The sequence below is a fragment of the Halomonas sp. AOP13-D3-9 genome (assembly GCF_052379125.1).
Classification (GTDB): Bacteria; Pseudomonadota; Gammaproteobacteria; order Pseudomonadales; family Halomonadaceae; genus Vreelandella.
In genome coordinates, this window is record NZ_JBQSYH010000004.1 from 220,840 (window position 1) to 238,491 (window position 17,652).

The 17,652-nt window shown below is 54.5% G+C and carries 18 protein-coding genes; 15 read left to right on the forward strand and 3 right to left on the reverse strand.

All coding sequences use genetic code 11. The features are described from left to right. The first annotated feature begins 115 nt into the window (after positions 1-115). From ACT3UM_RS06220 to ACT3UM_RS06270, 11 genes are all read left to right on the forward strand, one after another. The gene (locus ACT3UM_RS06220; RefSeq protein ID WP_081899117.1) at positions 116-727 is read left to right on the forward strand and encodes a TRAP transporter small permease; all 612 of its coding nucleotides are present in this window, start codon (positions 116-118) and stop codon (positions 725-727) included. Then, positions 727-2,046, forward strand: a complete 1,320-nt coding sequence (locus ACT3UM_RS06225; protein ID WP_498897076.1) for a TRAP transporter large permease — start codon at positions 727-729, stop codon at positions 2,044-2,046. The genes ACT3UM_RS06220 and ACT3UM_RS06225 overlap by 1 nt, the downstream gene beginning before the upstream one ends. Before the next feature lie 15 nt (positions 2,047-2,061). Further along, complete coding sequence (locus tag ACT3UM_RS06230; protein WP_498897078.1) at positions 2,062-2,538, forward strand: DUF3237 domain-containing protein; 477 nt, start codon at positions 2,062-2,064, stop codon at positions 2,536-2,538. A 66-nt stretch (positions 2,539-2,604) separates the two neighbouring features. Next, positions 2,605-3,672, forward strand: a complete 1,068-nt coding sequence (locus ACT3UM_RS06235; protein ID WP_498897080.1) for a TRAP transporter substrate-binding protein — start codon at positions 2,605-2,607, stop codon at positions 3,670-3,672. A 55-nt stretch (positions 3,673-3,727) separates the two neighbouring features. Next, entirely contained in the window at positions 3,728-4,558 is an 831-nt protein-coding gene (locus ACT3UM_RS06240) for a p-hydroxycinnamoyl CoA hydratase/lyase (RefSeq protein ID WP_089691324.1), read from the forward strand. Positions 4,559-4,604: 46 nt separating this feature from the next. Then, positions 4,605-6,053, forward strand: coding sequence for an aldehyde dehydrogenase (locus ACT3UM_RS06245; protein ID WP_498897082.1), 1,449 nt, complete (start codon positions 4,605-4,607; stop codon positions 6,051-6,053). Between the two features lie 55 nt (positions 6,054-6,108). Next, complete coding sequence (locus ACT3UM_RS06250) at positions 6,109-7,155, forward strand: TRAP transporter substrate-binding protein (RefSeq protein WP_498897084.1); 1,047 nt, start codon at positions 6,109-6,111, stop codon at positions 7,153-7,155. Between the two features lie 344 nt (positions 7,156-7,499). After that, positions 7,500-8,525, forward strand: coding sequence for a TRAP transporter substrate-binding protein (locus ACT3UM_RS06255; RefSeq protein ID WP_035582132.1), 1,026 nt, complete (start codon positions 7,500-7,502; stop codon positions 8,523-8,525). A 12-nt stretch (positions 8,526-8,537) separates the two neighbouring features. Then, positions 8,538-9,065, forward strand: coding sequence for a TRAP transporter small permease (locus ACT3UM_RS06260; RefSeq protein ID WP_035582130.1), 528 nt, complete (start codon positions 8,538-8,540; stop codon positions 9,063-9,065). Continuing rightward, positions 9,055-10,344 (forward strand): TRAP transporter large permease, encoded by a 1,290-nt coding sequence (locus ACT3UM_RS06265; protein WP_035582129.1) that lies wholly within the window; start codon positions 9,055-9,057, stop codon positions 10,342-10,344. Before ACT3UM_RS06260 ends, ACT3UM_RS06265 begins: the two co-directional genes overlap by 11 nt. A 427-nt stretch (positions 10,345-10,771) precedes the next feature. Next, the gene (locus ACT3UM_RS06270) at positions 10,772-11,209 is read left to right on the forward strand and encodes a hypothetical protein (protein ID WP_498897087.1); all 438 of its coding nucleotides are present in this window, start codon (positions 10,772-10,774) and stop codon (positions 11,207-11,209) included. Positions 11,210-11,357: 148 nt separating this feature from the next. Here ACT3UM_RS06270 and ACT3UM_RS06275 read toward each other — a convergent pair whose 3' ends face one another. Beyond that, the gene (locus tag ACT3UM_RS06275) at positions 11,358-12,260 is read right to left on the reverse strand and encodes a helix-turn-helix domain-containing protein (protein WP_498897089.1); all 903 of its coding nucleotides are present in this window, start codon (positions 12,258-12,260) and stop codon (positions 11,358-11,360) included. 146 nt (positions 12,261-12,406) lie between these two features. Here ACT3UM_RS06275 and pobA point away from each other — a divergent pair, with 146 nt between their 5' ends. From pobA to mscL, 3 genes are all read left to right on the forward strand, one after another. After that, positions 12,407-13,591 (forward strand): 4-hydroxybenzoate 3-monooxygenase, encoded by a 1,185-nt coding sequence (gene pobA / locus ACT3UM_RS06280; RefSeq protein WP_498897091.1) that lies wholly within the window; start codon positions 12,407-12,409, stop codon positions 13,589-13,591. Positions 13,592-13,748: 157 nt separating this feature from the next. Beyond that, positions 13,749-14,570 (forward strand): 3-oxoadipate:acetyl-CoA acetyltransferase, encoded by an 822-nt coding sequence (locus ACT3UM_RS06285; protein WP_498897093.1) that lies wholly within the window; start codon positions 13,749-13,751, stop codon positions 14,568-14,570. Between the two features lie 135 nt (positions 14,571-14,705). Continuing rightward, complete coding sequence (gene mscL / locus ACT3UM_RS06290) at positions 14,706-15,227, forward strand: large-conductance mechanosensitive channel protein MscL (protein ID WP_498897095.1); 522 nt, start codon at positions 14,706-14,708, stop codon at positions 15,225-15,227. Between the two features lie 47 nt (positions 15,228-15,274). Here the strand turns inward: mscL and ACT3UM_RS06295 are convergent, their stop codons facing one another. Both ACT3UM_RS06295 and ACT3UM_RS06300 read right to left on the reverse strand, forming a co-directional pair. Continuing rightward, positions 15,275-16,552, reverse strand: a complete 1,278-nt coding sequence (locus ACT3UM_RS06295; RefSeq protein WP_498897097.1) for a heme biosynthesis HemY N-terminal domain-containing protein — start codon at positions 16,550-16,552, stop codon at positions 15,275-15,277. Then, positions 16,549-17,532 (reverse strand): uroporphyrinogen-III C-methyltransferase, encoded by a 984-nt coding sequence (locus ACT3UM_RS06300; protein WP_498897099.1) that lies wholly within the window; start codon positions 17,530-17,532, stop codon positions 16,549-16,551. The genes ACT3UM_RS06295 and ACT3UM_RS06300 overlap by 4 nt, the downstream gene beginning before the upstream one ends. Between ACT3UM_RS06300 and ACT3UM_RS06305 the strand changes: the two genes are divergently transcribed. Further along, positions 17,512-17,652, forward strand: a complete 141-nt coding sequence (locus tag ACT3UM_RS06305; protein ID WP_498897101.1) for a hypothetical protein — start codon at positions 17,512-17,514, stop codon at positions 17,650-17,652. The two genes, ACT3UM_RS06300 and ACT3UM_RS06305, sit on opposite strands and share 21 nt — an antisense overlap.

A 17,652-nucleotide genomic window follows, 5' to 3' on the forward strand; every position in this document is an offset into this window, starting at 1 on the left:
CCCTCAAAGACAATTACTTATATTAAGTAACTAGTTTGGTTGTGACGGTCTCGCGGTGTATAGCGCAAGGTAGGTTTCAGCCATACAGCGAACTCCAAAAACAAGAGACGAAACGATGAGCAGCTTAGCGACGGTACCGACAATCGGCACTGCATTGATGCGCCGTAGCCTTGAGATACCCTGTAGGGTTGCCGCGATAAGCGGCGGATTATTGATCACAGCACTCGCTATCATCACCGTCGTTAGCATTCTTGGCCGGTGGGTAGCCAGTGCACCAGTGTTAAGCGATACAACCATGCTGGCGTGGGTGGGCCCCATCACTGGCGATTATGAGCTGGTGGAAATGGGGACTGCCATTGCCGTTTTTCTGTTTTTACCTTACTGCCATCTTCGCGGTGGGCATGTCACGGTGGATTTACTGGTCATGCACGCGCCGGCCATGGTTCAACGCCTGCTCGCCGTTGTCGCCGAAACGCTCTTTTTGGTAGTCGCAGGGTTAATGACCTGGCGCCTCTATCACGGCTTGCTCGATAAACGACGCTATATGGAAACCAGCATGCTGCTGGATATACCGCTCTGGTGGGGGTATGTCGGCGGCCTGGTGGGTTTCGCGCTGTTGACGCTTGTCTGCTTGTATCGCACCTGCGATGCGTTTACTTACAACCCGCAACAGCCCGATTCGACTCAAGCTCAAGTTAAAGAAAATTCCGCCCAAGGAGACCTGTGATGACACCTCTCACTTTGGGCGCTAGCGGTTTTGTGGTGCTGCTGTTCATGATGGCGACGCGTATTCCTATCGGCCTGGCCATGCTGGTGGTGGGTGCCGTAGGGATGATGCTGATCACCGGCCCGATGGGCATTTTAAATGGCTTAAAGTCACTTCCTTACGAGCACTTTTCCAGCCATACGCTATCCATCATTCCGCTGTTCCTGCTTATGGGGCAGTTCGCGGCGAGAGCGGGGCTCTCCCGAGCCATGTTCCAGGCGGCCAACGATTGGCTGGGCCACCGTCGTGGTGGGCTGGCGATGTCCACGATTGGCGCCTGTGGTGCGTTTGGGGCCATTTGTGGTTCTTCGCTGGCGACCGCCGCGACCATGACCCAGGTAGCGCTGCCCGAGATGGAACGCCAGGGCTACCGCGGCAGCCTGGCGACCGGTGCCTTGGCAGCTGGCGGCACCCTGGGTATTTTGATTCCCCCCTCTGTGGTGCTGGTTATCTACGCCATCCTGGCCGAACAGAACATTAACGAAATGTTTGCCGCCGCCCTGGTGCCGGGGTTGTTAGCGGTGTTCAGTTATATGCTGGCCATCTCGCTTTACGTGCGATTTTTTCCTGACAGTGCGCCGAGTAAGGCAAAAGCATCTCGCGGTGAGCGCTGGCGTTCGCTGCTGGAGGTGTGGCCAGGAGCGGCGATCTTTATCGTGGTGATTGGGGGCATCTATACCGGCATCTTTACGCCTACCGAAGCCGCCGCTGTCGGTGCGGTCTCCACCGGTGCACTGGCAATAACGCGAGGCGGGCTGCGCTGGAACGGCCTGCGGGACTGCGTCCTTGATACCGCGGTGACCTCGGCGATGATCTTCTTCATCGTACTGGGCGCCAGTGTCTTCAATAGCTTCCTTGCCCTGACTCAACTACCACAGCTTACCGCCGGTTGGATAGTGGGGCTCGAGATCAGCCCCTGGGTGGTTCTGGCCGGCATTCTGTTCTGTTATTTGGTGCTTGGCTGCTTTATGGACAGCCTCTCGATGATCCTGCTCACCGTGCCTATCTTTCTTCCTATCGTCACGGGGATGGACTTCGGCATGCCCGCAACGGATGTGGCGATATGGTTCGGTATTTTAGCGCTGGTGGTCGTCGAGGTTGGCATGATCACGCCGCCGGTGGGGCTGAATATCTTTATTATCCACTCCATGGCTCCCCGCATTCCCTTAACGGAAACCTTTAAAGGCATTCTGCCTTTTTTAGCGGCCGATCTTATTCGCATTATTTTGCTGGTGCTCTTCCCCGCCATCTCGCTTGGCTTCGTTTACTTAATCAATTGACCAAGGGAGTTGGACATGTCCCAAGACGCGACTCAACGAATGCCGACAGCAGCTTTTATCGCGCGCTTAACGGTTGACGTCGATGCCCCGCTGGAGCTGGGTGAAAACGCTCAAGGCAAGCGTCGCTTCATTGCCATCTCCGGCGGCCAAGTGTGTGGTGAGCGGTTGAACGGCGTGGTACTGCCTGGCGGTGGCGATTGGCAGACCCTGCGTACCGATGGGGTGGCCGAACTGCATGCCCGCTACTTTCTAGAAACCGATAGTGGCGAGCGCATCGAAGTGGAGAACACCGGATTTCGGCATGGTTCGGCTGAGGTTATGCAGCGCCTTCAGCGCGGGGAGCCCGTTGCTCCTAATGAGTATTACTTTCACACCACGCCGCGCTTTTATACCTCCAGCCCGGACTACGCCTGGCTAACACGCACGATCTTTATCGGCGCTGCCGAGCGTACCCGTGAGAACGTTTTGATTGATTTATTCGCGGTGAATTAAGGCTCCGTGCTCAGTCGTTTAGCCATTGGCCACAGCAAACATAACAAACACAACGAGGTACTTCTCATGACACAGCAGACTACTTCAAGGCTACCCCGGCGTTTACTCGCATTAGCCATCTCCATACCTCTTGTCTTGGGCGCTGGGCAGGCCAGCGCCCAGGAGGCCGAGTACACGCTTAGGCTGCATCATTTCTTCCCATCTTCAGCGCCCGTTCACCAGGAGTATTTTATTCCCTGGAAAGAGGCCATTGAGGAGGAGTCCAACGGGCGCTTGGAGGTTGAGCTCTACCCCTCAATGCAGCTGGGCGGTACGCCCCCGTCGCTCTATGACCAAGCGAAAGATGGTCAGGTGGATATTATCTGGACGGTGCTGGGCTATAACGCTGGTCGCTTCCCTAGGGCAGAGGTCTTCGACTTGCCGTTTATACCCACCACCGGTGCGGCAACAAGCCAGGCCGCCCATGAGTATGCAATGACGTACATGCAGGATGAGTTAGCCGGTGTCTACCCCATCGCCGTCCATACCCATAGTCCTGGCGCACTGCACACCAAAGAGACACGTATTGAATCACTCGACGACATAGAGGGGCTCAAGATGCGTGGCCCTAGCCGGTTGGTGAATCGCTATTTAGCCAAGTTGGGTGCTGAGCCTATTGGTATGCCGGTCGCCCAGGCACTGGAGGCGCTATCACGGGGAGTACTGGATGGAACGGTGATCCCTTTTGAAGCCATTACCGCCATGGGGTTAGCGGATATTACCACCGAACATACGGTCTTCAGCGGTGATCATGCGCTCTATACCACGATGATGATCGTCGCCATGAACCAGCGTAAATACGACGCGCTGCCCGCCGATCTACAAGCGATTATCGACGCTCACTCCGGCATTCAAGAGGCCCGCAAAATAGGTCAGATCATGGATGACGCTGACCAGGTGCAGATCCAGGCCATTCAGGATGGCGAACAGCCCGGCACGATTACCCAGCTAGATAGTGAAGAGACTGCCCGTTGGCAAGCCGTGGGACAGGAAGTGGCTGAGGAGTGGATCGCCGATGCCGAAGAGAAAGGGCTCGATGGTGAAGCGCTATATAACGAAGCCCGACAGTTAATCGACAAGTTCACCGCTGAGTAGGCGCTTAACCATTAACGTTTGAATAAGCCGTTTGATAAAACCCAAGGAGCAAGAGATGAGTAACTACCAAGATCGCTGGCAAACCGTAAAAGTTAACGTCGAAGAGGGTATTGCCTGGGTGACGTTGAATCGCCCTGAAAAGCGCAACGCCATGAGCCCAACGCTTAACCGTGAAATGATCGATGTGCTGGAGACTATTGAGCTGGATCAAGAGGCTCATGTACTAGTGTTGACCGGCGAAGGCGAATCCTTTTCGGCCGGTATGGATCTCAAAGAGTACTTCCGCGAGATCGATGCCAGCCCCGAGATTGTGCAGGTCAAGGTGCGCCGCGACGCCTCTACCTGGCAGTGGAAGCTACTGCGCCACTACGCCAAGCCCACCATCGCCATGGTTAATGGCTGGTGCTTTGGCGGGGCTTTCTCGCCGCTGGTGGCCTGTGATTTGGCGATTGCCGCCGATGAGTCGGTTTTCGGTCTCTCCGAAATCAACTGGGGTATCCCTCCCGGCAACCTGGTGAGTAAAGCCATGGCCGATACCGTGGGCCACCGGGAAGCGCTCTACTACATCATGACCGGGGAAACATTTACCGGCCCCCAGGCAGCCAAAATGGGGCTGGTTAATAAAAGTGTACCGCTGACCGAGCTACGCGAAGCCACCCGCGAGTTGGCCGCTACGCTGCGTGACAAGAACCCCGTTGTGCTGCGTGCTGCCAAGATCGGCTTCAAAATGTGCCGCGAACTGACCTGGGAGCAGAACGAAGAGTACCTCTACGCCAAGCTCGATCAGGCGCAGCAGCTTGATCCTGAGCAGGGTCGCGCCCAAGGGCTTAAACAGTTCCTCGATGAAAAGAGCATCAAGCCGGGGTTGGAGAGCTACCAGCGGTAAGGGCTTTATACCAATATTCGACCACCCTTTTGAGGAGAGTCAGATCATGGATCTTAATCTTTTAATTGGTAGTGAGCAGTGTGCTGCTCACCAAGGCGCGACCTTTACTCGAACTAACCCTCTCACCGGTGATGTTGTCACCCAGGCCGCGGCGGCATCCGCTGGCGATGCGGTTCGGGCGGTTGAGGCGGCTGCACAGGCATTTCCTGCCTGGTCAGCGACGGGCCCCGGCGAAAAGCGCGCCAAGCTGCTCAAGGCGGCAGAGATTATGGAGGCGCGGCAAGCCGACTTTATCGAACGCATGGTAGATGAAACCGGCGCTACGCCAGGCTGGGCAGGCTTTAACGTCATGGTCGCTGCCAGCATTCTGCGCGAGGCGGCGTCGCTGACCACGCAGGTAGGCGGCGAGGTTATACCCTCTAACGTGCCCGGCAGTTTAGCGATGGGCGTGCGGGTACCCTGCGGCGTGGTGGTAGGGATCGCCCCCTGGAACGCGCCGATAATTCTGGGTACCCGTGCAATCGCCACGCCGCTGGCGTGTGGCAACACAGTGATTCTTAAGGCCTCGGAACAGTGCCCCGCGACGCATCATCTGATCGGGGAGGTGCTGATCGAGGCTGGCCTGGGCGATGGCATCGTTAACGTGGTGACCAATGCGCCGCCACAGGCCGCCGAGGTCGTCGAGGCGCTAATCGAGCATCAAGCCGTACGGCGTATCAACTTCACCGGCTCTACCCAGGTGGGGCGCATCATTGCCGAGAAAGCGGCGCGTCATCTCAAGCCGGTCTTGCTGGAACTGGGCGGAAAGGCGCCGTTCGTGGTGCTTGAAGATGCCGATCTGGATGCTGCCGTTGAGGCCGCTGCCTTTGGCGCTTTCTTCAATCAGGGCCAGATCTGTATGTCCACCGAGCGACTGATTGTGGTCGATGCGGTCGCCGAGGCCTTCGTCGAAAAACTGGCCCGCAAGGCGGAAACGCTGCGTGCGGGCGATCCACGTGGTGAAGGTAACGCGCTGGGTACGCTGATCAACCGCGAATCGGGCGAGAAGCTCAACACCCTGCTTGACGACGCTCAACAGCATGGCGCTCGCTTAGCCTGTGGCGGCAAGGCCGAAGGCGTCATTATGCAGCCTACCGTGGTGGATGGTGTTACTAAGGCGATGCGTTTGTATGGCGAAGAGTCGTTTGGCCCGGTAGTCGCGATGATGCGTGTTAAGGATGAAGAGGAAGCGCTGCGCGTGGCAAACGATAGCGAATATGGTCTTTCGGCCGCCGTCTTCAGCCGCGACACCGCCCGCGCAATGCAGTTTGCACAGCGCATTGAGTCGGGTATTTGCCACATTAACGCCCCCACTGTGCACGATGAGCCACAGATGCCCTTTGGCGGCGTTAAATCAAGCGGCTATGGACGCTTTGGAGGTAAGGCCGGGATTGAGGAATTCACCGACCTACGCTGGATGACCATGCAGCTTGGCCCGCGCCATTACCCTATTTAGATAAGCGCCTGACACTATTTCTTTTAATAAGGCTATAAGTAAGGAGGTTACTACAATGACAATAAAACCCACACTCGCCAGCCTCACGTTGTTAACTGGCATGCTTCTCAGCAGTAGTGGCTACGCCCAGGACACGGTGACCCTGCGTTTGCACCATTTTGCTGCCCCGGCCACGCCTGTGCAGACCGAGTATTTGGAACCTTGGGCTAAGCGTATTGAAGAGCAGTCCGAGGGGGCTATCAAGGTGGAAATATTCCCTGCCATGCAACTAGGGGGCTCAGCACCATCGCTCTATGATCAGGCCAAGGACGGGGTGGTGGATATTGCCTGGACCTTGCTCAGCTATACGCCTAATCGCTTCCCAGAATCCGAGGCATTCGATCAACCCTTCCTGCCCACAACGGGGGAAGCCACCAGCATGGCAGCCCATGAGTTTGCGACAACGCATATGCAAGACGCCTTCGAGGATGTTTACCCCATCGCCGTATTCGCGCATACGCCGGGTAAAATCCATACCCGAGACGTGGCGATTGAGAGTGCTGATGAGCTGGATGGGCTAGCTATTCGTGCCCCTTCGAAAACCATGAATCGATATCTGGGGCTTCTGGGGGCGCAAGCGGTGGGTATGCCGATGCCGCAAATTCCAGAAGCAATTTCGCGCGGGGTAATCGATGGCCTGACATTGCCCTTTGAAAGCGCTGCGGCTTTGGGTGTGCTGGATGTTGCCCAGAACCACACCTTTTTCGAGGGCGATCATGGTTTATATACGGCAATGATGGTGCTGGCCTTAAACCAAGCTAGTTACGATGCGCTTTCACCAGAGCTGAAACAGGTAATCGACGATAATGCGGGGCTTCAAGAGGCGCAACGAATCGGCCAGGTCATGGATCAAGCGGAAGTAGCCGCGATTGAAGCTATTGAAGCGACGGGTGAGGGTGAAATGTTCTACATCGCTCAAGATTCACTGGCACCCTGGCAGGCAGCAGCTGAGACGGCCACGGCTCAGTGGATTGACGACATGGGTAACCGAGGCTTTGATGGTCAACTGCTTTATGACGATGCGACTCGATTGGTAGAGAAGTATACCGAGCAGACAAAGTAATCGTATTTTTCACTCTGAAGCCGCCTGGGTGTATTTGAAGGCGGCTTTTTTCTGGGTGCTTCAGGCGGTCGTTGATTGCCCTATTGGTCGCCGATTCGACCATAGTGGCGAGTGAATATTGGAAAAGTCCAATTTTTTAATGCCATTGTACCTTTTTGAGAATGCCTTCTAGCCTGCAACACTGGAGACTCTAAGCATGGGGTTAGAATGTCGCGTTGCTATGCTTAAACATAGACGAATGTCGATTAGCTCTACGCCTGATAGTGGACTAATGTGGTGACTTAGAGCGAACTAGTATTCGCTATACGAACTTATAATAATCCAAGAAAGTCCTGGAGACTCCTATGAAAATGTCCCTATCCCGGTGCGTGTTGGCAGCTGCTATTGCAGGCCTTGCCGTTAGCTCGGCTCAGGCAGAGACCACCCTACGCATGGCCCACTTTTGGCCTGGCCCTTCAGGCGTTAATGAGGATGTTTTGCAGGCATGGGCCGACACTATTGCCGAAGAGTCCAATGGCGATTTAACCATTCAAATGTTTCCCGCGGGTACCTTAGCCAAACCAGATTCCATTTATGAGGCCGCCGCCAACGGTATTGCCGATATTGGCGCCACTGCGCAGGGGTATACGGCAGGCCGGTTCCCGCTCTCACAGATCGTTGAACTACCCGGGGTCGCGGGCACGGCAACGCAAGGTGCTTGCGTACTTCAGACGCTTTTTGATGATGGCCATTTAGATAGCGAATACGAAGATACTCGCCCGCTATTTATGTTCACCACTGGGCCTGGCGGTATTCATACCATCGACACCGATGTGCAAACGCCTGCTGATCTCGAAGGGCTGCGCATTCGTCGTCCCACTGCGGTCGCGGGTGAAATGCTGGAAAATATGGGCGCAAGCCCCGTGGGTATGCCTGCGCCCGATATTTATACCTCCATGCAGCGCGGCGTTATTGATGGCCTGAGTTTCCCCTGGGAAGGCCTAAAAGGCTTCCGTATCAACGAACTCGTCAACTATCACACCGAAGTACCGTTCTACACGTTGATCTTTGTCGCCACCATGAATCAGCGTAGCTATGACAGCCTGTCCCCTGAACAGCAGGCGGTGATCGATAATAACTCCGGTATGAAATGGGCTGAAAACGCCGGTGCGGTGTTTGATCGGCTTGATGTGGAAGGTAAACAAGAGGCGGCCGACGCTGGCCATACCATTCGTGAAATTGCCAATCCGTTAGAGCATCCTGACTGGCAGGAGCCGCTGGAAACGGGCATTGAGAACTACCTAACGCAGTTGGAAGAGCGCGGTCTGGATCAGGCGCGCGACGTCTATCAGGCGGCGTTGGCGGCTAGCGAGTCTTGTGGCGCCCAATAGGGGTAATGTGTCATGCAGTCTACTTTTTACCGGGCCAGCCATTGGTTGGCCCTTGTTTGTCGCTTGGTGGCCGGGGTCGCTTTGATTGGCCTGCTGGCGGTTACCATTGCGGATGTCAGCACTCGCTATCTTTCCCGGGTAACGGAGGGCGCAATTGCTCTGCGCGTGTCAGGAAGCGTGGAATTGGTTAGCTATTTGATGCTGTTCGCGCTACTGGCGGCGATGGCGGCGAATGTCGAAAAAAGCCAAGTGGTGGTAGAGGCGTTCTCTCACGGCTTGCCGCAATCGATTAAGAACCGTTTACAGGGTCTCTTTTTCCTCGGTTTTACGGCGCTGGGCCTGATTCTATTTGTGGGCTTGCTGGATTCGGCCGCAGCGGCCAGTCGGCACGGCGAAATAACCCAAGATCTGCGACTGCCCATGGGGCCGATTTACCAGTTGGCAGCGGTGCTCAGTTTGCTATTGGGAATACGCAGCTTTATTCACGCCTTGTTAGGCGTTATTTATGCGGCGGGTGAGGAGGCGACTCATGGGGAGTGAAGTAATCGGTGCCATGGGGCTAGGGCTTTTATTGGTACTGATGATTCTGCGTGTACCGGTCGCCTTAACCATGCTCATTGTAGGGGTGGTGGGATTTGCTCAAATCATCAGTTGGGACGCGGCTGTAGCACAGTTAAAAACCGTTCCGGTCGAAGTGCTTTCCAATTACAGCTTCAGCGCCGTGCCCATGTTTATTTTAATGGGCGTACTGGCTGCCCACTCGGGGATGGCGGGTAAGCTATTTGATTCCACGCGTATTATTTGCGGGGGCTGGAAGGGCGGCCTGGCGATTGCCGCGGTGGGCTCATGCGGCATTTTCTCCGCGATCTCCGGTTCATCGCTGGCGACGGCGAGCACCATGACCCGCGTGGCGTTACCAGAGATGGAGCGTTACGGCTATAACCGTGGCTTAGCCACCGGCGCGCTGGCTGCTGGCGGCACACTGGGTATTATGATTCCGCCCAGTATCGCACTGCTTATCTACGCCATTCTTACCGAACAGTCCGTTGGCGATATGTTTATGGCGGGGCTGATTCCTGGCTTGCTAGGGTTGGTAATGTACTCTCTGACCATTACGGTAGTGATGTACCTACGCCCCTCCCTGGCGGTAGCGGGCGAACCTACTGCCTGGAAAGAGAAGCTGCTCTCGTTGACCGGCTTAGTGCCGTTCTTTGGCGTTTTTCTGGTGATGATTTTAGGTATCTATTTTGGAGCCTTTACACCCACAGAGGGGGCAAGTGTCGGGGCGTTCGCCACCCTGATTTACGCCCTGGTAAAAGGCATGCGTGGTGCCCAGCTATGGCACAGCGTACAGGAGACGTTGGCGCTGTCTGCGGTAGTCTTCTTTATGCTGGTAGGGGCAGAAACGCTGGGGTATTTTATCTCGGTGTCGCGCATTTCGTTCTCTATCACTGACCTGCTTTACGGCATGGATCTCACTCCTATTGTCGTGGTGCTGTGCATTCTGGCGCTCTACTTTGTGCTGGGAATGTTTATGGACTCCATCGCCATGCTGGTAATCACCGTACCGGTGGTTTATCCGATTATTCAGGCGATGGGTATCGACCCGGTATGGTTCGGTATTTTGACCGTACTGACCGTTGAGCTGGGACTGATGACCCCGCCGGTGGGGATGAACGTGTTTGTGATTAAAGCGATGGCGCCGCATGTCGGGCTGGGGGAGATTTTTAAAGGGGTAACTCCCTTTGTGGTGTCTGACTTAATACGTCTGGCGCTGTTAATTCTCTTTCCGGTGCTCTCGACTTTTTTCCTGTTATAAGTAGATAAGATGTCGACATTACCAATGCTGATTGTTGGAGCGGCTAGCGCTGCCGTCTAGGCAGCGGTTCAGGCCTTTGCCGCATGGCCACTATGGCGCGCTAAATCGCTCAAAGCTGCTGAGTTGATGGACGCGCGTCAGTACGAATGCATCAGTCTGGACAGAGGTCGTAAGTTATATTTTAAATCAATATTTTTTGGATGTTGGTTCTAGAGGGCGTTTGTCTGAACAAGAAAGGAACTGTTAAGATTGATATTGGTGATATTTTTAACATGAGGAAAATAATTTAGGTGCAATCGTCTTATTGGTAACTTTCTAAGTTTAAGTAGAAGAGGGCTTGAAAAAAATGATGCATTCGATTAATTTTAATATTAGCAGTAATTATGTCGCGTATTAAAATGTAAGTCGTTAAGTAAAGAGAATGTTTATGGTTTTGTTAAAGTTTTTTATGTTGGTTGTAGTTGTTCTTGCTATTAGCTTTTTCTTAGAGTTTGCAAGGGTTGAGTATGGGGTGCCAGTTACTTTAATGGATTTAATTTTTTTAGTGGCCATTTTTTTGATGTGCTTTTATATTTTAAGAAGTTTTTTTCCGAAAAGTGATAAAGAAAATTATGCTGTGGGGATATCGACAAAAAAACTGCTGAAATACCTATTTTTTTTCTCGTTTATAGCTATCCCATTCGGTTTTTGGAGTGTTTGGGGTATTTGGGCAGGAAAAGTGGGGCCTTTCGATTATTTTTCTGGGGGAAGTAGGGGCGCTGTTCATGGTTATACTCTCATATCTTTGGGATTTTTGTTTTTAATAATGTGGGCGTGTGTTTTTTTTAAAATAATAAGAAAATTGCTCATCAAAAAAGGAGTATAAAAAATCATCCCGTTTAATGTTTATAACACTCCATTATTTATTAATTCACAACTATTTTCTTATGTCTTTAGGCTTCAGTTTTGGTTATCTCTCATCGCTGCTATGATTGCTTTTGTTGTTTCCTATTATGCAGTAAAACAGTTTCCGCCTATGACTGAGCGTGTTGGCGAACCCGAAACTCCCGCGGCGGAAACGTGGTATTACGCTTAAAAAAGCGCGTGAAGTAAGCCGGTTCAGAAAACCCTAAGCTGTCGGAGATCTGGCCAATGGTCATATTGGTATAGGTGAGCTGGCGCTTGGCTTCCAGCAGCAAGCGTTCATGCAGCAATTGCAGGGCGCTACGCCCGGCGAGCTGTCGGCAGAGCAGATTCAAGTGCGCGCTACTCACCCCAATCTGCTCGGCTAACTGCTCAATACTCGGCTGTTCGCGGTAGTGCGTCTCGATCAGCGCTTGATAGTGTTCTAAATGCTGCCGCCCTTTGTCGCTTTGGTGGGGGCCATAGCGTTTTGCCATGCTGCCTGTATAAGCATAAAGACGTGATAGCTCTACCACCAAGGCTTGGATAAGCGCTTCGAGCAGGCTGTTGCGTCCGGGGGCGGGTTGGCGGTACTCCTGGTCGATCTGAGCCACCAGCGTGGCAATTCGTTCAGCCTGATTTGCCTGGGGTAGAGAGTAGAAGTCGGCTTTTTTTAGCGTACTGCTCTCACCCATTAGTGCATGTAAGTGGTCGGCCAGCGGTTTGGCCAGAGTAATAATGTGTCCTTCCACATCCGGTGAAAAGAGAAAGCCGTGAATCGCCATGGCGGGCACAACGATAGCGCTGGCGCTTTGCAGCTGATGGCTTGTTCCCTCCAGCTCTAACTCAACGCTACCGTGAGAAATAAACAGAATATGCACGAGGTCGGCATGGCGGTGCGGCCGGATACGCCAGTCGTGCAGACGACTGCGCTCGGGGATGGACTCACAGTGGAGCAAGTCGGGCGTGGGCCAGTGCTGTGTCTCGCCATAGAGCTTAAATACCGGAACGGAGGTTGCCGACGAGACTGTCATCACCTATATCTCCTCTACGACTAAGGTTGGGTAATAAAACGCTAAATGTCCAATAATTGATCTAGATCATGCCTTATTATGCGGCGTGTTTCATTGAAAAATACAAGTCATAAGTTTTAGATAATGACAATGATGAGGCATCCCCTATGAAGACACAGGTCGCGATTATTGGCGCAGGGCCTTCAGGCCTATTGCTGGGCCAGCTGCTGCATCGTCAAGGCATTGATAATGTGATTGTTGAGCGGCGTAGCAGTGAGTATGTATTGAGTCGTATCCGCGCCGGTGTGCTTGAACAAGGCATGGTGGATTTGCTGCGCGAAGCGGGTGTTGACCAGCGCATGGATGAAGAGGGCTTACCCCATGACGGTTTTGAGCTTGTTTTCGACAACCGCCGCGTGCGGGTCGCACTGGATGAGCTGACCGGCGGCAGTAACGTCATGGTTTACGGCCAAACCGAGGTGACGCGGGATCTGATGGAAGCCCGTGCCGCCGCTGGCGCGACAACGCTCTACGAGGCAGAAAACGTTCAGCCCCACGACCTGGATAGTGACCACCCCTATCTAACCTTTGAGCACAACGGCGAAACGGTCAGGCTGGAGTGTGATTACATCGCCGGTTGCGATGGTTACCACGGCGTATCACGCCAGGCGATTCCTCAAGACCGCATCAAAGAGTTTGAAAAAGTTTATCCGTTTGGCTGGCTGGGGATGCTCTCGGATACTCCTCCGGTCTCTGATGAGTTGATTTACGCAAGCCACGAGCGTGGTTTCAGTCTGTGTAGCATGCGCTCCTCCACCCGCAGCCGTTACTACCTTCAAGTACCCTTGGATGAAAAGGTAGAAGATTGGTCTGATGAGCGTTTTTGGGATGAGCTCAAGCGCCGCCTGCCTAACGAGGTGGCCGCCAAGCTTGTCACCGGGCCTTCCATCGAGAAGAGCATTGCACCGCTGCGCAGCTATGTGGTCGAACCAATGCAGTACGGGCGGCTGTTCCTGGTCGGCGATGCGGCGCATATTGTACCGCCCACCGGTGCCAAAGGGCTTAACCTGGCCGCCAGCGATGTGAACACGCTCTATCGGCTAATGGTGAAGGTTTACCAAGAAGGCCGCACGGATTTGATCGAGCGCTATTCGCAAACGTGCTTGAAGCGTATCTGGAAGGCGGAGCGCTTCTCCTGGTGGATGACCTCCATGCTGCACAATTTCTCTGATGAGGAGGATTTCAACAGCCGCATGCAGTTGGCCGAGCTGGACTACGTAACCAGCTCAAAAGCGGGGCTGACGACCATTGCGGAAAACTATGTGGGTCTGCCCTACGAGTCGCTTGAGTAGCGCTTAAGTGTTGCAACCTTTCCTCCCTTGCCCAAGCGGATACTTGGGCTTTTTTTTCGCCTTTTCGCGATGATTTGAATTTGACGCTGGTAAATATCTGGCCTATCTTGTTCGTATTACAAATTAGTATTCGTTATGCGAACAAAAAGAGGTTTCCATGTCCCAGCCCTGCATTATTTGTGTCGCCATTACCGGCAGCCTGCCACGCAAAGAGAACAATCCTGCCGTGCCCATCACGGTTGAAGAGCAGGTGGAAAGCACTCAGGCTGCGTTTGAGGCGGGAGCTAGCATTGCCCACTGCCATGTGCGCAACGATGACCAAACGCCTTCCTCCGACCCAGAGAAGTTTGGTCGCCTAATGGAAGGGCTTAAGAAGCACTGCCCTGGCATGATTATTCAGCTCTCTACCGGTGGGCGTTCCGGCGCTGGTGAGGCACGCGGTGGCATGCTGCCGCTGAAGCCTGATATGGCTAGTCTCTCGGTGGGCTCCAATAACTTCCCCAATCGTGTTTACGAGAATCCGCCGCAGTTGGTGGAGTGGCTTGCAGAGGAAATGCTCAAGTACGATATAAAACCCGAAATCGAGGCCTTCGATTTGTCGCATATCCATCAAGCGGTGGCACTTTCCAAGCAGGGCAAGCTTAAAACTCCGCTTTATGTTCAGTTCGTCATGGGCGTTAAGAACGCCATGCCAGCGGACAAGCCCACCTTTGATTTCTATATTGAGACGCTCAAGCGGCTGGCGCCGGAAGCCCAATGGTGTGGCGCAGGTATTGGTGCCAATCAATATCTGCTTAATGAATGGTCGATTGCGGCAGGCGGCCATACCCGCACTGGGTTAGAAGATAACGTGCGCTTGGACAGTAATACGCTGGCGCCTTCTAACGCAGCGTTGGTCGAGCGTACTGTCGCACTGTGTGAAAAGTACCAGCGCCCTGTGGCGACGTGGCAGCAGGCCCGTGAGATGCTTGGGTTATAGAGTGGATTTAAGCCTTGGTGGCCAGCCCTCAACCTGAATAAATTTACTTGCCGCCTAACGTACCGTCGCCCATGCTCTTAATTGAATGAAGTGGCGCTGGGTATTGGCTAAAACGCAACGTTAGGGCATTGGGAAATGGCAAAGTTCTTTCAGGAATTCCGTGAGTTTGCGGTAAAAGGCAACGTCGTCGATATGGCGGTGGGGATTATTATCGGCGGGGCGTTTACGCTGATTGTGCAGAGCCTGGTGGCGGATGTAATGAATCCGCTGATTGGCTTGCTGGTAGGCGGGGTCGACTTTTCCAATCTGTTTGTAGTGCTGCGGCCAGGGAGTGCGGCGGGCCCCTATGCAACGCTGGCGGATGCCCAGGCGGCAGGGGCGGTAACGCTAAATGTGGGGCTGTTTATCAATGCGGTGGTCAGCTTTACGATCGTTGCCTTTGTGGTCTTCTTATTGGTACGCACCATTAACCGGTTAAAACGCGAAGAGGCGGTAGCGCCTGCAAGCCCAGCAGAGCAGCCATGCCCTTACTGCTTAATGGTGGTGCCGATCAAAGCCACCCGCTGTGGTCACTGCACAGCAACACTTCCTTCGCCAGCAGTGGCTGAAGCGGCGGATGAGGCCATCACCCCGCCGCACATGCCGCCAGCCCACTAAAAAGGGCGCCTATAAAGGCGCCCTGAAAAGTAATACCAGAAGCGCCACTAGGCGCTTTTCTTAATGGTTTTGCTATCTTTTTGCTTACTATCGGGCTTTTTGCTGTCGCTAGCATCGCTGGGTTGGGGCAACGACGGTAGCGACTTGGCCAGCATTTCGACGCTGTGACGGTAGTAGAGCTGGCTCTTGTTATGCTCGCCAAGGCTTGCATAGAGACGGGCAAGTTCTGCACAGACTTCGCCATTGGGGCGCTGGCGCTGGCTGGCTTCGAAGTACTCCAGCGCTTTATCCCATTTGCCGGTACGCAGTGAAAGGCGGCCACAGGCGAGCAGTAGCTCGGGGTCGTTGGGGCGCTCTTGTAACCACTTTTCGGCTTTTACCAGTTGGCGACCCGCGTCCACGTTCAGCAGGCCGTAGCGTTTTACTAAACGTGCATCCCAATGGTTATCCAGCGAATGGTTGAGCAGGCGTTCGGCGATCGGCTCTTCGTTGGCTTGAATCAGCGCCTCGGTATAGAGCACGATCAGCTCGGTATTGCCGCGCAGGTAGTCGGGCATATCGGCCCAAAGACCGCGTACTCGCTCAATGTTAGTGGGGTTTTGCGCCTCAAACACGATGAGCTCGCGGTAGGCTTTAAACTCCAGCTGTTCACGCTCTTGCTGCGTGATTAGCTTCTGCGCCGCCAAGCGTGGAATCAAGCGCCGTAAACCTTCCCAGTCGTTGACGCTTAAATGCACTTGCTTGAGCAATTTCAGCACTTGGGGGTGATTCGAGAGCTTCTTATCCAGGCGATTAAGAATCGCCAGCGCCTCTTCCGGCTGCTGGCGCTCAATCATCATTTGCGCCTGCATCAGGCCTACCGCCGTATCGGCACCATCAGTGGTGAGCTGCGCCTGATTCAGGTGCTCCTGGGATTTCACGTGGTGGCCCTGGTAATGGGCCGCCAGCGCTGCCGATAAGTAGTTGACCAGCGGTGTGCTGGAGTCATCGGCGGCGTTAAGCAGGGTTTTTTCGGCTTTTTTCCAGCGGCCTTCCGTTAGCGCCACTAAGCCGCGCACGGTGCGCTGCATGGCGCGACGGTTGCGGGCGCGGCTGTTCCAACTACGAAAGCGCCCCATGGGGCGAATAATGCCGCTGAGCAAACGCAGTACAAAGTGTAGAACGATAAAGGCGGCAAACAGCAGCACCAGACCAAACCAGAACGAGGTTTGAATGGAGGAGTCGCCCACGCGGATCAACCAGTAGCCGGGCACCGACATCATCAGGTGCCCAAACAGGGCCCCGACGGCGAGGCCTGCGACAATCAGGAGAACAAGCTTTCTCATGATTCACCTCCGCTTTGGCCACGCGTCTCGTAGCGGTTCTCGATAAAGCGTGCAAGTTCCTGCTGTGAAGCGCTGATGTCCGGCAGCTCTGGTTTTACCTCTGCTTGCTTAAGCTCTTCAAGGCGCGTGATAACGCTCTGTGTCTCTTCACGAGCGGTGTCGTAGTAGTCGTTCAGCAGCTGTAGCGCTTTGTCGATACTCGCGTCGTAAAGCTCTTTCTCTTCGTTGAGCAGAGCTAACTGCGTCTGCTCCAGTACCAGGCGTAGGCTCTGGCGCAGGTAGGACTCTTGCTCTGGGGTGATCAGCGCTTCCAGGGCTTCGTCGTGATGACGAACCACCACCAGGTCTTTGAGCTCTTCACCGAAGCGTGCCAGCTGGCGTTGGAAAGTGCCGGTGGGCGGCTCTTCGATGCTAGAAGTGACCGCCTGCGCTTCGATTTCTTGGGAAAGACGTAGGCTGGAAATGCGCTCCTGCTGGGCATTGAGTGCTAAGTAGAGGCCGGTGCGGTCAATCTGGGGTACGGCGTCAAGGGCGGCTAGCTCGTTGGCAATCGCTTCGCGTACAGGGGTCAACGCCGGATTATCAGCATCAACCAGACGGGCGTCGGCAGTACGCAGCAGTGCCGCCGCGCCGTCTACGTCGCCTTCAAGCTGTAGGCGCTGATTGGCCAGACGCAGCAGGTAAGCCGCTTCAGCATGCAGCCACTCGCGTTCGTCGGTGTCCTGCTCTTGAGAGAGCTGATCCAGCACTTGCCCCAGGGTCTCATCGACGTCGCTGCGGTAGCTATCAAATTCGTCGCGCAGTTCGCCCATGGTGTTTTGCAGGGCCTCATCGCGCTCGGCTTCGCCGCTATCCAGGCGTGACTCAAGGTCGCTGACCGCCTGTTGCGAGGCGCTACCTTCAGCCTGTTGCGCCAGTTCGTCGAGGCGCTGCTGCTGACTATCCAGGCGTTGCCAACCTTGCCAAGCGACGAACGCCAAGGCAACCGCCAGGATAATCACCAGGGCAATTGCGAGGCCGCCACTTTTGCCGCCACCACCGGTACTCTTGCCGTTGCCGCTATCTTTGTGACCGGTGGGCGGCGGTGTACCAGCCGATGA